We start from the raw sequence: 14010 nt of genomic DNA on the forward strand, positions 1-14010 counted from the left end.
TGATAGTTTTACCCGATGGTAATATCTGATTGCCTCTTCTATGATACATTATTGCGTTGACAATTAATCCACCCTGCTTATTAAGGGGAATTTAGGGGGATCTCCGGGGAATAAATAGTATTAACCCAAGCGTATTGACTAATAATTATATCAAAGTCCTTGAGACTTTACACGTATATATACAACTTTTCTAGCTGATTATTTCTTCTAATTATGTTTGAAAAAATACGCTCTCGTTTGCTCTTCTCTTACCTGCTTGTACTGGCATCAATCTTAAGTATTTTTGCCATTGGCGTTAGAGTAATCTTCGCTCGCAGTCTCACCCAACAGCTAACAGACAAACTGACAGTTTTAGGAGAAGGAGCATCTGGTAACACAGAATGGGAAAACGGACGCATAAAATTTGATACTGATTTTAACGTGCAAACTCTGATTGATAACAATCAAGGCTTGCAATTATTTGACACTAACGGCAATACGATATTTCAGCAAGGGAAGTTTGTGCTTGCTATACCATTGTCATTAAGCGATACAGTACAATTACCAACGGCAAAAAATCGAATTCAAGGAATTACCTTGCCAATAATTGAGAGGGAAAATGGTAAACTAATCGGCTATATCAGAGTAAGTCAATCCCTCGAAGAAATTGACGAAACTTTAAATAAATTAAATTTAGGGCTAGGGAGTGGAATTCTTATAGCCTTGATTTTCAGCGGTGTTGGCGGAGTGATATTGACTCGTCTAGCCATGCAGCCAATTGAGGAGAATTTTCAAAGTTTAAAGCAGTTTACTGCTGATGCTTCTCACGAATTTCGCAGCCCCTTGATGGCGATCAAAAGTAATCTAGCCGTAGCACTAAAATACCCAGATGGCATGAGAGAATCAGATGCCGAAAAGTTTCAGACTATTGCTAGTGCTGCGAATCAAATGACGCAGCTAACCGAAGATTTGCTGCTGTTAGCACGAACCGATAAAGTGGTCAGCATCAATAAAGCTCCTGTCAATTTAACTGTTGTTTTGGAGAACTTAGTTCAGCTTTATCAGTCTCGCGCCGAACTAAAACAAATTAATTTAAAACCTCAGCTTACAGAAAATATTGATTTAGTAGGTGATTCCAGTCAACTAACCCGACTATTCACCAATTTGATTCAAAATGCACTTCACTACACGCCATCAGGAGGAACAGTTGAAATCACAGCCAACCGTCTCGGTTCCTATTGCATTGTCAGCGTGCGAGATACGGGTGTGGGAATTGCACCGGAGCATATTAAGCTGATTTTTGAGCGGTTTTGGCGAGCAGATGAATCTCGTTCCTATTGGAATGGAGGTTCTGGCTTGGGATTAGCAATCGCCCAAACCATTGCCCAAAATCACGGCGGCTCAATTACCGTCACCAGTAAGCTCGGAGTTGGCAGTTGTTTCACTGTAAAATTGCCAGATCACTCTTTTAAAATAGGTGAAAATACATCGCTTTATTGATGTTTTATAAATATTAAAAACTATTTAAAGATTGTGATATAAATTGTACATAATTTGAAATTTGTTGAGTTGGATTGATTATGTTACGAAAAATCTATGAATTTTGGTTGCAGCATATCAACCCACGCTTAAATACTTTAATTGTGACAATTGGTGTAGTTGGACTTACCAGTTGTCTGCTAATCAGTTTTATTTTAGCGTGGCTATTTGAAGAAATCTTAGAACGAGAAGCTTTTGCTTTTGATACTTCTTGGCTGTACTGGCTGCACGGATATGCAAATCCGAGTCTAGATGCTGTGATGCTAACAATTACTCAGCTTGCTGATCCCCGTGTAGTTATAGTGATTGTGGCAGTCACGCTGGGAATTCTATGGTGGCAGCATCACCGCGAGGAAGCTAAATTTTTTGCTCTTGCTTGTTTGGGAGCCTTGATTCTAAATACTGGATTGAAGTTGTTTTTTACTAAACCTCGTCCACATCTTTTTCCGAGCTTAATTGCAGAAACATCCTTTAGTTTTCCGAGCGGTCATGCTTTAGGAAGTTTTGTAATGTATGGGTTTCTAGCTTACCTGCTTTCCGCTCACTTTCCGAAGTTTTCCAAATTAATATATACTTTAGCTGTTTTGACGATCGCCCTTATTGGCCTGAGTCGGATGTATATAGGAGTACACTGGCCAACGGATATCATTGGTGGCTACGGAATCGGCTATCTTTGGCTGATGCTTTGCATCGCAATGCTGAGGTTACAAACCAGACAAGTCTAGTATTGCATTGCTTAATTCGAGCGAATATCAAAGGGTAGCTAGTGATTGTAGTAAAAATCAAGCTACCCTATGATATAATGTTTGGTTAGTTCCTCGCTAACCAGATGTTTGTAGTAAAAACTGAAGTTTTCCTAAAAATATAAGGACTAAAGTCCTCACTACAAACCAATTTTATTCATCGTTAGCAGCCACAGTCCCCATGAGTTTTCTCTGATTGAAAGTTGTGAAGGCGATACAGACTAAAAGTATTGACAGCAGGACTATAGATGAGCCTACCGTACCAAAATTTAGACCGCCTTTTTCTTGTGATTTGGTCATAACATCCCCAAGTGTGGCACCAAACGGTCGGGTGAGTACGAACGCAATCCAAAACAACAAGACTGGCGAAATTTGAGTATAATAATATGCTCCCCATACCAGGGCAAGCAAACTAGAAATTAGGAGCGCTCCTCCTGCAAATCCAAGTCCAGAAGTATCGGCTAGGAAATCACCCAAGGCAGTACCCAAAGTATTTGAAAATAGAATGGCAGTCCAATAAAGCAGCTCAATTTTAGGTGTTTTGACGTTATTAACAGATAGAGACCCAACACTGAATCGCCAGAACGCCAAAATAGCCAAGAGAATAGTAATTAAAATCGCAGATCCTGTAGCGTAGCCCAGCCCTAAAGTACGATCCATGTAATCGGAGATCGTTGTACCCGCTGTGCTGGTTGAAAGGATGACAGTCCAATAAAGCAATGGGTTATAGCTTTTCGATATCAATTGAGAGACAAGAGTAGCTAAAAAAATTCCAATTAATATCAGCGAACTAACCGCATAGCCCACGTTTAACGTCATGGATAAAAGGTCTCCTGCCGTTTCCCCCAGAGTGGTTGCACATATCTTCATTATCCAGAAAAAGGCAGTGATTTGTGGAAGTTTGCTCATAATTGCGATCGGGTTATCGTACTTTAGCCGTTTCACTCTAGATGATAAATGTCAAGAAATTGGAAAGATCGATCGCTAATCAGTTTTGTTGGTCGATCGGCATTGGGGCTAGTTTCTTTTGCTTAAGGCTTAAGTAAATAACCAGACTCACGATTATACAAAGAAAAAGCATACTGGTTCCGATCGTACCAAAACCCAAACCACCATTTGTAGTAGGTTGTGACCATAAATCGCCCGTAGATGCTCCCAGTGGACGAGTCAAGATGTAGGCAACCCAAAATGCCAAGACTGCATTCATTCTGAAGTAATAATAACCAGCAGCTACTATCGCAATTAAAACCGCAAATACTAATGCTGATTGTGCATAACCCAGTTTCAAAGCCTCTGCTATAAAGTCTCCTGTTGCCGTACCTAAAGCAAAAGTAAATAAGATAGCAGCCCAATAAAATAGCTCTCTCTTGGCTGTGTTGATGGAGTGCATAGCTAATGTTTTTTCAGCCGCATACCACAGTCCAAAAACGGCAGATAATATTGCACTAAAAACTATAATAGTTGTGGTCAAGCTAACTCCCAGCTCGTCTACCAATCTATCCGTAATTACTGTGCCAGTGATGCTCATTAAAACGACCACAATCCAGTAACTAGCTGGCACATACCGTTTCAGCCTAAACTGATTCAAAAGCGCCATCACTAACACAGCGCTCATCACATAGGATGTAACGCTTAAACCAAGGCTCAGGTTTACTGATAGATAATCAGCCATAGTTTCACCTACTGTGGTAGCCAGAACCTTAATAATCCAGAAGGAACCTGTAACCTCTGGAACCCTGTTTAGCCTCTTATTCATGATATTTCTCCTTGTTAATTTTTATAAAAAAAGTGAAATTATATAGTTTCATAAAACTTGCTTTTTAACAACAAGTCACTGAAAGTAAACCAGTAGTGTAGGCTATAAATTTACTCAATTAAAGGCGGGAATATTGGTTCCGCCCTTAATCTATTGGTAATTCCAAAAAAGCTAATTCGTTAGAGCTTTATTTCTTGGCATCATCATTCGTTTCTCCATCGCCATCGCCGCCAGCCGCCTCGGAAATTTGAACGCTGCTGCGGGGAGAAACGCTTTCCTTACCCTCAGCTTTTAGGCTTTGTGTTTGGAGGATTTTACCGTTACCCGCATCTACATTTATTTCCTGTTGACCGATCGCAACCGAGTACACAACATTGCCATCTTCGTTTTCTAATTTGACGCGACTTGCTGTGCCACCTTTCGCTGCTTCCGCTGCCGCTTTTGCTTGTTGTGGTGTAATTTTAGCTAGAGATTGCAGGCGACTTGATTCTTCTTTTTCTTTGGCATCGTCATTAGTTTCGCCGTCGCCATCACTGGCTTCAGCTTTGGGATTGCTGCTATTGGGAGGCATGGCGGCAACTTCAGATTTTGCTGGCGAAGCGTACACAGTTCGGACTAATCCACTGACTGCTAAAGTACCTACCAAAGCTGCTGCTAGAGCGATTTTTGTTGAAGTTTTCATGGTGTTAATTTTTTTTAATTTAGGTTTGTAGTTTCACTGTAGGTCGCAAAAGTCAAAAACTTAGCAAGATTTATTTTAGTTAGCAATTTTTTGAGTGATTTCTCGTTCTCTTCTTCACCGGATAGCAAATCGTTACCTATTGTGCGATCGAGTGGATCGTTCCACATTCTGCCATCTAAATTATTAATGAATGGTGGAACCACATCTTTTGTCTGCCCGCCCAGCATCTTGTCTGTGCTGGCATTATCCGCAGCTAACGAGTCTTCATTAATCTCGCCGTTGCTTAAGTTGTCAACAAGAGTGATTTTAGTTGAAGTTTTCACCGTTAAATCCCTTCAATGTGAGTTGGCCATTTCACTCTACAGGGCAAATGTCAAGAACTTGGCAAGATTATCTGTCTAAAAGTTAAGAAATTTCATCTTGATTTCATTTTTGGGCGTCAACCTAGGTTAAGTGGCGATTTAACATGGATGAGGTGCTGTCGCGGTGAGGAGTGCGATCGCACTTAAGATAGCAAGTATCAAGCGTGCAAGTTTTCGCAGCCACAGACCAAAATACCATCAACAGTGAAAATATCTCTCGATTAATAGTCGTCTCTGCTCATATCCGAGGGCGATATGTTTGTTTTTTAATTACTGTAATTCGCCCAGCATTGTTTCAACAGTTATGTTGGTTAATTTATGAATAAGTTTTAATAATTTTTATTGACAAGCTGTCTCAAAGTGCCATAATTTATCAATCATTGTTGGCCAAGAGTAAATCACATGAAAATGCTCAAGTCAAGTTTAATTATTCTAGGCAGTGTCGGATTGCTCTTTTTAGGAGCTTGCGGTAAAGGCGACCAAACAAGCGATACAAATACTACTCCACCACCACCGCCTGTAGCCTCTCAACCTGCGTCTTCCGCTCCCGCCGCGACTTCTGCTGCGAAAGGAGCTAACGGGGGTCAAGTTGTCAATTCTGGTCCTTACCATTTAGAGTTTGTACCTGAAAAAGAAGCTACGGGAACTCACTTAGATTTGTATCTGCAAAAAGGCGATAAAAAGGAACCAGTTCCTGACGCGAAAGTGACGGCTCAAGTGCAGTTGCCGAATGGAAAGCAGCAAACCCTAGCTCTCAAATACGATCCAGAGGGCAAACATTACGCTGTTGTGTTTCCCGGCAAAGAACCGGGTCAATATCCTGTGAAGATGAATGCGGATATTAACGGAGAAAAAGTAGACGGTCGTTTTACATTCACTCAGTAGTTTGACAGTCCGGGAAGCACGGGTGGCCAGAAACCGGGTTTTTTGCCTAATTTTTTGGCTGCAACGAAGGATTTTCGTGAAAAAACCCGGTTTCTTTGGTATAAATGCGTAAATCCTGCTAAGTTATAATTGAATAATTCAATTTTAAGTAGCTAAAATTTCATCTATTGCAGGAGGAGCCATGCAAAATGCTAATATTCCTCACCTTATTCAAAGATTTTGTGCTTTACTCTAATTTTACAAAAGTCAAAATCCCCGTTTATTGTAGCACGAACCTCCCGCCCCGCTAGTGTCAACTTAAGCCAGAAAGACCTCCAAGGACTTTTGTTATTAGACAGGGGTTTCAACCCTGTTTCATAGCGAATTTGACCTGTTTGCTAATACCAACAGTGCTGCCCGTTGGGCTACCGGCCGTTAAAAATATCAAATTCAAACTGCTTCCTGCATTGTCAATAACCTGCTAGTTTCAGACTTCTGCTGCCTGATTGGTAGCGAAATTACAAACTCAGTACCTTCTTCAACTCTCGAAAAACACTCCAAGCTGCCGCAGTGCTTTTCTCGAACAATCTCGCAGCTAATTGATAACCCTAAACCCGTTCCTTTACCGGCGGGTTTCGTAGTAAAAAAGTGATTAAATATTTTAGCCTTGACTTCTTCCGTCATTCCAGCGCCGTTGTCGGAAATGCGGACGATCGCCCGATCGCCCTCCGCGACTTCCGTGCTAATCTCAATTGTAGGACAGCTTCTGTGACCATTCAAAACACCCGCATTAGAACTGTCTCGCAAAACATCAATGGCATTGCTGATAATATTCATAAACACCTGATTTAATTGCCCTGCATAACATTCTACCAGCGGCAAATTCCCGTAATTTTTAATCAATTCGATACCCGGAAGTTTGCCGTTCGATTTCAGTCGGTGCTGGAGAATTAACAGAGTGCTGTCGATTCCTTCGTGAATCGAAGCCACACTCATGCCATCTTTATCTAAACGCGAAAAATTACGCATCGACGAAACAATCGCGCAAATTCTGTCAGTTCCTACCTTCATTGAAGTAATTAGTTTGGGCAAATCTTCGCGGAGAAAATCTAATTCTAATGTCTGAATTTCCTCCTGAATTTCTTCTACCGGATTCGGATAATGTTGGCCGTAGAGGTTGACCAAACGCAACAAATCTTCAACATAATTGCGTGCGTAGGCGATGTTCGCATCAATAAAGTTGATGGGGTTGTTAATTTCGTGGGCAATTCCTGCTGTCAATTCACCCAAAGCGGATAATTTTTCGGTATGTACTAATTGAGCTTGACTTTCCTGAAGTTTTTGCAAAGCTCGCTCTAATTCTCGGGCTTTTATTCTCAATTCTGCTTCAGATTGTTGCAGAGCTTTTTTAGCTTTTTTTCGCTCTTGAACTTCTTTAATTAAATAATTATTTGCTTGGCAAAGTTTGCCAGTTCTTGATTGCACTCGCTGTTCCAATACTTCGGCTAGTTCAGCCAGTGCTGTCTCGGCTTTCCGGCGTTCTGCAATTTCATTTTCTAATGCTAAATTTGCGGCTTCTAGCCTTGCTGGGCTGGGAAGTGCCAGTGCAAAAGGCATCAATGTCAACAGCAACAAAACTGAACTCCCAGCGACGAAAGCCGTAATCGCTTTCATGAATTGTGAGACTAAAGATTCAGGAAACCACAGATACCATGTTTGGATTACGTGAGTTGTGCCGCAGGCGACGAAGAATGCTCCGAATACCAAAAACATCCACTGAAACGGGATATCTCGCCCTTTGTAAAGCGAGTAAACCAGCATTGTGGGAATTGCATAATAGGAAATTACGATGATAACTTGCAGCCATTCCGACTTAAAAAATCCAGAGTTTGCTGAAGCCGTAGCAATTGCTAAGTCAACCATAAACAATCCTTAGTTAATTTGAATTGGGTTTAAATCTCACTAATTTTAAGTTTCTAGATAGATGCACCCTGTTGTTTGGACTTAATTTCCTATTTCGTTAGTGCTGTTTTTTGATTTGATTGGAAAAAACACTCTACCGCTCAAACTTTGGAGATAAATCCCGCCCACAGTGATTAAAAAGACGAAATAAGCAAAGCCCTGCACCAAATAAAGTTTGTCCGTGTAGCCAAACATCGCGCTCAGCAACAAGCCAGGAAACTTTTCTTGGGGAAGCACTTTCGAGGTATTCCACACCATCGGCCCGAGAATGCAAGAGTGCTCTTTGACAAATCTTTCGTAATAGAAACACATCCCTGCTGACTCGCGATTGGCTTGCGATAAAGTATTGACTGCGGTGTCAAAAAGTCCCAGAGTTGATACCACTAAACCCGCTACAATAAAGAGCAATAAAATGCCCATATACTTAAAAAACAGGCGGATATTAATTTTTACTCCCCATTTAAACAGCAGCACGCCAATTCCGGCGGCTGAAAGTATTCCTCCCAAAGCGCCGAGGGCTGGAAGAATGCCTTGTTGAAATTTAGCGACGACGAACAAAACGGTTTCAAATCCTTCGCGCAAAACGGCAATCAAAATTAAACTAAATACGCCCCAACCTGCATGAGATTTGTCCGTTAAGGCAGCACTTACTGCGCCTTCGACTTCGGCTTTCATAAATCGCGCTTGCTTGGTCATCCAGAGCAGCATCCAGCTCAGCATTGCTATTGCTAAAACTCCAAAACTTGCCTCTAGCAGAGATTCCATAATTGGTGCAAAGGGTTGATTGGATGCGGACAAAATTTGAATTGTCCAGCCAAACAGTACACCTATCAAAGCGCTGGCAATAAGTCCGACGGCGACACCGCCATAAACCCAAGGACTTAAATAACTTTGTCCCGATTTTTTGAGGCAAGCTAGAACGATTCCAACAACTAAGGCGGCTTCTACTCCTTCGCGGAGAGTAATTACAAATGTGGGTAATGCTTCGCTGAAATTCATTTTTTTTAATTAGAAGGAATAAGGAAGAAGGAAGAGGGAAGAAGGAAGAAGGAAGAGGGAAGAAGGAAGAAGGAAGAGGGAAGAGGGAAGAAGGCTTTAGTTATCCGGCGACTTAAGGAAGAAGGAAAAAGACTTACTTAATTTCGATAATATTTGAAAGGTTTGTAGTGCGGAGTTAACTCCGCACTACAAACCGTTTTTAAGAGGCGGGTTTGAGCACTTTTTGGCTGTCGTTTTCGATCGCCTTAATGAGCACGGCCACTTGTTCGGTGGTTTTTACCGGGGCTGGCGGCGCGATCGCAGTTGGCCAATTTGCCTTAAGTTCAGTCATATTAGCAACAATTGCTTTGTCGATATCCGGGTTAGTTTTAGCCACTTGAGCGGCAATATTTTGGTACAGGGTTTCCGCGTACATGACGAAACCCCGCGAATCTTGGTATTCAATAACTGCGGAAATTTTGCCGTTAGCAACTGCCGCTCCGTATTCGGAATTAGCTGTATCTAGCAAGCCGTTAATCACTTGCAGCACGAATTTCGGATCTTGGCGCTGCGCTTCGGGAAGGGCGGCAATTGCTCCATCTACAGCTTGCATTGATGTATTAAATTCTGCATTTACTTGAGCCGGATCTTTTGCACCAGCTTTAATTAAATCCTGCAATTTAATTAAAGTTGTCTTGAATTCGGGAACTTTTCGCTCGTTTAGCTGGTCTTCCACATCGGCATAAATTTCTTCTACCGGGTGACCGATGTGCGGTTCGGCTTGGTCTGGTTTGCCTGCATCCAAGAGTTCTTTTGCTACGAAAAGATGCCCTTTCATCAAGCCGAGTTTAGTCATGTAGTCTACATCTTTGGCTTCCCCTGTGAGGACGACATCTTCAATAGTTACCATGTCTTTAATTTGGTCAAATTGGGCTTGATTAATGACATTTTTAGAGACCAATTCTTCTGTTTTTCCGTAGGGGCGGCTGGCTTGAATTTTGTTAGAAAGTGCCGGAATTCCTAACTTGGCTTCGAGTTTATCTAACTCCGAAAGAATGGCGGTATTAATGTTAATGCCGGGTTTGCCGCCGTGATTCATGCTGTGGCCGCTTGTTGCTGCGGTAGTAGCAGTGGGGGTGGGTGAGGCGGTGCTGCCGGTGTTGGTGGGGGTGGAAACGCAACCAGTCAAAGCAACGAGGATGGCTGTAGCAGCGGCGGTCGGTAATTGGCGAAAGGATGGTAACATGGCAGTTGATGATTTTTGGGTTGGGTGCAGTTTGACTCGCCTGTTATCAAGAAAGTTTCTTAATTATTTGCGAGTTAATGATTCTACCTATTTAGGATAAATTTTGGTAGATAATTTAAGATTTTCTTAACTAATAATCGGCGCATATCGATCGCGATTTGGGTTAAACGATGACTTCAAATAAACCCATGCAGCCTGCTTCGGCGATCGCATCTTGATGGGGATGAAACATATATTTTCCGCCGTAGCTGTAGCTAAATTCTAAAATATGTCGTTCAGCTACTCCCATTGTAATGACATCTGTTTTCTCGCTGGGAGTTAAAGTCATTCCCGTGCGATATACGTCAAAAAAATTGGCGTGCAGGTGAAAAGTCACGGCAGATTCATACTCAATCATGTTCATTACATACAGCCGGACAAGCTGATTTTTGTAGATCTGGATCGGATTTTTCATATAATAATTGGGTATTCCGTTAAAAGCGTAAAGCTCATTCTTTTGGTTGTCGTTTACGTCGTAACCTCCCATGATTAACAGGATTTCGTCTGCGGGTGGGCGAGGTTTTGGCGGATCGACAATGAACATTCCATAAAGTCCTTTACCGATGTGGCGGGTCACTGGGGCAATGTGACAGTGATATAGATGCACGCCATAGGGAAGTGCGTCGAACTCATAGATAAACGCAGAGCCGTTTCGGATCGGTTTAACGCCGTCCATTTCTACCGGATGAACGCCGTGGAAGTGCAGCGAATGAGAATGTCCGGCTTTGTTAGAAAAAATGACCCGGATGCGATCGCCCTCAGTTGCTCTCAATGTCGGCCCGGGTACGCGATTGTTCACATTCCAAGTGTTGAAACTAACGGCGCTGTTAAGTTGGATGATCGATGTGTTCGCTTCCAGGCGAAATTCCCGCACCGTGCGCCCGTTTTCCCGCGTCACCGTGCCGTAATCAAAATCCCGCGCAATTTGCATCGGGTTGATCGTGCTACCTGGGACTGGATCGGCAGCCATTGGCGGTATTCTCGGTGCAGCCGATCGCTTTTGGGTGAAATTTTGCAGTGCGATCGCGCCTCCGGCTACCCCAGCACCAGCTATTCCTAGCTGTAGGAGTTGGCGGCGAGTCCAGTGCCCCGGCTTTTTCATCACGGAGCGATCGGATAAGTCTGCCATACTTCTTGATAATTATTCTCAAAATTTGAGCTGCATCCGAGTATAAGACATTTTTAGCTTATTGTCAATTTATGTCAACTGTTATTTTTTTATGCGAACTCAAGAAATTTCATAACGATTTCATTTAAGTGTGTCAACTTATATGTTGGGGGTTGGCGCTGGCGGCAGCTAATATCAATTCCGGTTGCACTCATACATGATGTTAACAGTGAATTTACTATTCCGATGAATAGAGGATTTGATATAACAATGTATACAAATTTATTGCTGTAAATTAATATTATGAGAGTTTTGCTAGTTGAAGACGAGCCAGATTTAGGAAAAGCGATCGAACGCACCTTAAAGCAGGAAAAATATATAGTTGATTGGGCGCAAGACGGCAATGAAGCTTGGGAATATTTAGAGAGTCATTGGATGCAATACACTCTAGCTATTTTTGACTGGTTGCTTCCGGGATTATCGGGAATAGAACTGCTGCAAAAGTTGCGCGAGAAAAATTGTTTTTTGCCAGTTTTGATGCTGACAGCAAAAGACAGGATGGAAGATAAAGTCGCGGGATTGGATGCCGGGGCTGACGATTATTTAGTCAAGCCCTTCGGGATGGCGGAAATGTTAGCAAGGTTGCGGGCCCTGCAAAGGCGATCGCCCCAAATTCAGCCCCAACAGCTACAAATCGGCAATCTAGCCTTAGATTGCGGAAGTCGCACTGTTTTTCATCTCAATTTCCACGGGAAACATCAGAATATTTCGCTGACTAACAAAGAATTTCAACTGCTAGAATATTTAATGAAACATCCGAACCAAATTGTCACTACCGACCAAATTAGGAATCAGATATGGGAAGCAAGCGCAGATTCTTTTAGCAATGTAGTAGCCGCTCAAGTGCGCTTGCTGCGGCGCAAACTCGAATCAGTTGATTGCGCGAATTTAATTGAAACTGTCCACGGTGTTGGATATCGGATGAAAAGGGGAGAGATATAAATTGATTGTTTGGTGGGGGCGGGTTTTTGAGCTTGTTTGTTTTTTGCTAAAATTTGGAGTTAAACAGCCCCTACAAGACACCTTGTTAAATATTAAAATTAATTGAACTTAATGTGAATCAAAACAAACTATTTAATCGAACTCGATCGCAATTAGCCATTTCCTATGCCGCAGTAATGGGTTTGATTTTAAGCTTGTTGGGATTTTGCGTATATAAGGCGATCGCCCACGCGCACTGGATCGCCATTGACCGCGAATTAGAATCGGTAGCAGGGACGCTGCACGACAGCCTAGAAATCAAGCTGCAGCAGCCCGGACGACTAGAACCAAGCGTCAATGAACTTTTGCCAAACCTCCGCGTAATTGGAGTTAACGGCAGGAAAGAACAGTTTCCCAACCGCCATATTTTAAGCGCGCTGAATCAAAGTTATTATTATATTCGTTTATTTGACAATGCAGGGAATTTGATTGCTACAGCAGGCGCTTATCCCCAAGCATTGCCGCCGACATTTAACTCGCAACACTGGCAACAAATCGCTGATATTCAAGGCAATGTTTATCACCAAATATCTGTATCGCTTCACACAACAACACAGCAAGATTGGGGATATTTTCAAGTTGGACGCAGCTTGCAAGACTTCAAGGATTATCTCATGGTAGTCAAATTAATTTTGAAGTTGGGATTGCCGACAGCGCTGATTTTAGTCGGTTTTTCGAGTTGGTGGCTCGCCGGATTAGCGATGAAACCGATTTATGATTCTTACCGACAAATCGAACAGTTTACGGCGGATGCTGCCCACGAATTGCGAACTCCTCTAGCGGCATCTCAAGCAACTGTAGAATCGGCGCTGTTGATGCCAGAATTGGATGAAAAAGAAGCGCGGGAAATTTTGCGAACAATTGATCGCCAAAACCGACGATTGACTCAGTTAGTGGCTGATTTGTTGCTGTTGGCGCGGATGGACTCTCAGGTGAGATCCGATCGCCCTCAGCTTTGTTGTTTGAATGACTTGGTGAACGATTTAGTCGAGGAATTGGCGGCTTTGGCGAAATCTTCCGAGGTAGCGCTAACCTCCGAAATCCGCGTACAGCAGCCGTTGAATGTCGTCGGAGATGCCGATCGACTTTACCGTTTAGTTACGAATTTAATTGTCAATGCCATTCAATACACTCCGGCTGGGGGAAAAGTCACAGCGGTTTTAGATTGCACTCACCAGGAGGCGATAATTCAGGTGCAAGATACCGGTATTGGGATACCGGCGGCAGATTTAGCGCGCATATTCGATCGATTTTACCGAGTCAACAGCGATCGATCGCGCCATACCGGCGGATCCGGACTCGGATTGGCGATCGCGCAGGCGATCGTTACGGCCCACCGCGGCAGCCTCAGCGCCCGCAGCGAAGTGGGTTTCGGCAGCACCTTTGTCCTGCGGTTGCCTTTCTAAGGTACTATGTGAGGGAAACCGAATCATCTTTTTAGGGTAATCCCTTTGGCAAAAGATAGCGCGATCGCCCAAAATCAATAAATAGTCATTAGTCAGTTGGCTGTTGTCAGTTGGCTGTTGTCAGTTGGCTGTTGTCAGTTGACAGTTGGCAGTTGGCAGTTGGCAGTTGATAGTTGATAGTTGGCAGTTGGCAGGGGCGGTGTCCCGTGCGGGCCATCTTAGTTGATAGTTTACTAATAACTAATAACTGATAACAACTAACAACTAACAAATAACTACTGACTACTGACTAATGACGAATGACT

The 14010-nt window shown here is 42.8% G+C and carries 13 protein-coding genes; 5 read left to right on the top strand and 8 right to left on the bottom strand.

The annotated features are described in order from the left end of the window. Positions 1-213 precede the first annotated feature (213 nt). Together QUA01_RS22060 and QUA01_RS22065 are read left to right on the top strand one after the other, a co-directional pair. Positions 214-1479: a sensor histidine kinase gene (locus tag QUA01_RS22060; RefSeq protein ID WP_333091547.1), complete on the top strand. Its 1266-nt coding sequence runs from the start codon at positions 214-216 to the stop codon at positions 1477-1479. 80 nt (positions 1480-1559) lie between these two features. Further along, positions 1560-2243, top strand: coding sequence for a phosphatase PAP2 family protein (locus QUA01_RS22065; protein ID WP_333091549.1), 684 nt, complete (start codon positions 1560-1562; stop codon positions 2241-2243). A gap of 171 nt (positions 2244-2414) precedes the next feature. On the opposite strand, the gene QUA01_RS22070 is transcribed toward QUA01_RS22065, so the two are convergent. The 4 genes from QUA01_RS22070 to QUA01_RS22085 form a co-directional block, all read right to left on the bottom strand. After that, complete coding sequence (locus tag QUA01_RS22070; protein WP_333091551.1) at positions 2415-3170, bottom strand: COG4705 family protein; 756 nt, start codon at positions 3168-3170, stop codon at positions 2415-2417. Positions 3171-3249: 79 nt separating this feature from the next. Then, positions 3250-4017: a COG4705 family protein gene (locus tag QUA01_RS22075; RefSeq protein ID WP_333091553.1), complete on the bottom strand. Its 768-nt coding sequence runs from the start codon at positions 4015-4017 to the stop codon at positions 3250-3252. A 187-nt stretch (positions 4018-4204) separates the two neighbouring features. Then, the gene (locus QUA01_RS22080; RefSeq protein ID WP_333091554.1) at positions 4205-4699 is read right to left on the bottom strand and encodes a PepSY domain-containing protein; all 495 of its coding nucleotides are present in this window, start codon (positions 4697-4699) and stop codon (positions 4205-4207) included. A gap of 14 nt (positions 4700-4713) precedes the next feature. After that, complete coding sequence (locus tag QUA01_RS22085; protein ID WP_333091555.1) at positions 4714-5022, bottom strand: hypothetical protein; 309 nt, start codon at positions 5020-5022, stop codon at positions 4714-4716. A gap of 441 nt (positions 5023-5463) precedes the next feature. Between QUA01_RS22085 and QUA01_RS22090 the strand changes: the two genes are divergently transcribed. After that, entirely contained in the window at positions 5464-5946 is a 483-nt protein-coding gene (locus QUA01_RS22090; RefSeq protein WP_333091556.1) for a hypothetical protein, read from the top strand. A gap of 429 nt (positions 5947-6375) precedes the next feature. Here QUA01_RS22090 and QUA01_RS22095 read toward each other — a convergent pair whose 3' ends face one another. The 4 genes from QUA01_RS22095 to QUA01_RS22110 form a co-directional block, all read right to left on the bottom strand. After that, on the bottom strand, positions 6376-7848 hold the full coding sequence (locus tag QUA01_RS22095) for a sensor histidine kinase (RefSeq protein ID WP_333091559.1): 1473 nt from the start codon (positions 7846-7848) through the stop codon (positions 6376-6378). 81 nt (positions 7849-7929) lie between these two features. Then, positions 7930-8886, bottom strand: a complete 957-nt coding sequence (locus QUA01_RS22100) for an FTR1 family iron permease (protein WP_333091561.1) — start codon at positions 8884-8886, stop codon at positions 7930-7932. Between the two features lie 199 nt (positions 8887-9085). Further along, positions 9086-10111 carry a helix-hairpin-helix domain-containing protein gene (locus QUA01_RS22105; protein ID WP_333091564.1) on the bottom strand — a complete coding sequence of 342 codons (1026 nt, stop codon included), beginning with the start codon at positions 10109-10111 and terminating at the stop codon, positions 9086-9088. A gap of 163 nt (positions 10112-10274) precedes the next feature. Further along, positions 10275-11279, bottom strand: coding sequence for a multicopper oxidase domain-containing protein (locus QUA01_RS22110; protein WP_333091565.1), 1005 nt, complete (start codon positions 11277-11279; stop codon positions 10275-10277). Between the two features lie 282 nt (positions 11280-11561). Between QUA01_RS22110 and rppA the strand changes: the two genes are divergently transcribed. Further along, the gene (gene rppA, locus QUA01_RS22115; RefSeq protein ID WP_333091566.1) at positions 11562-12260 is read left to right on the top strand and encodes a two-component system response regulator RppA; all 699 of its coding nucleotides are present in this window, start codon (positions 11562-11564) and stop codon (positions 12258-12260) included. Between the two features lie 113 nt (positions 12261-12373). Continuing rightward, entirely contained in the window at positions 12374-13705 is a 1332-nt protein-coding gene (gene rppB, locus QUA01_RS22120) for a two-component system sensor histidine kinase RppB (RefSeq protein WP_333091568.1), read from the top strand. The last annotated feature ends 305 nt before the right edge of the window (positions 13706-14010 follow it).

This window comes from Microcoleus sp. S36a_B3 (genome assembly GCF_036700745.1).
Classification (GTDB): domain Bacteria; phylum Cyanobacteriota; class Cyanobacteriia; order Cyanobacteriales; family Microcoleaceae; genus Microcoleus.

What these genes read in the sequence shown, in the direction of transcription:
- QUA01_RS22060 (WP_333091547.1), top strand. Translation starts at nt 214, where the DNA reads ATGTTTGAAAAAATACGCTCTCGTTTGCTCTTCTCTTACCTGCTTGTA.
- QUA01_RS22065 (WP_333091549.1), top strand. Translation starts at nt 1,560, where the DNA reads ATGTTACGAAAAATCTATGAATTTTGGTTGCAGCATATCAACCCACGC.
- QUA01_RS22070 (WP_333091551.1), bottom strand. Translation starts at nt 3,170, where the DNA reads ATGAGCAAACTTCCACAAATCACTGCCTTTTTCTGGATAATGAAGATA.
- QUA01_RS22075 (WP_333091553.1), bottom strand. Translation starts at nt 4,017, where the DNA reads ATGAATAAGAGGCTAAACAGGGTTCCAGAGGTTACAGGTTCCTTCTGG.
- QUA01_RS22080 (WP_333091554.1), bottom strand. Translation starts at nt 4,699, where the DNA reads ATGAAAACTTCAACAAAAATCGCTCTAGCAGCAGCTTTGGTAGGTACT.
- QUA01_RS22090 (WP_333091556.1), top strand. Translation starts at nt 5,464, where the DNA reads ATGAAAATGCTCAAGTCAAGTTTAATTATTCTAGGCAGTGTCGGATTG.
- QUA01_RS22095 (WP_333091559.1), bottom strand. Translation starts at nt 7,848, where the DNA reads ATGGTTGACTTAGCAATTGCTACGGCTTCAGCAAACTCTGGATTTTTT.
- QUA01_RS22100 (WP_333091561.1), bottom strand. Translation starts at nt 8,886, where the DNA reads ATGAATTTCAGCGAAGCATTACCCACATTTGTAATTACTCTCCGCGAA.
- QUA01_RS22105 (WP_333091564.1), bottom strand. Translation starts at nt 10,111, where the DNA reads ATGTTACCATCCTTTCGCCAATTACCGACCGCCGCTGCTACAGCCATC.
- QUA01_RS22110 (WP_333091565.1), bottom strand. Translation starts at nt 11,279, where the DNA reads ATGGCAGACTTATCCGATCGCTCCGTGATGAAAAAGCCGGGGCACTGG.
- rppA (WP_333091566.1), top strand. Translation starts at nt 11,562, where the DNA reads ATGAGAGTTTTGCTAGTTGAAGACGAGCCAGATTTAGGAAAAGCGATC.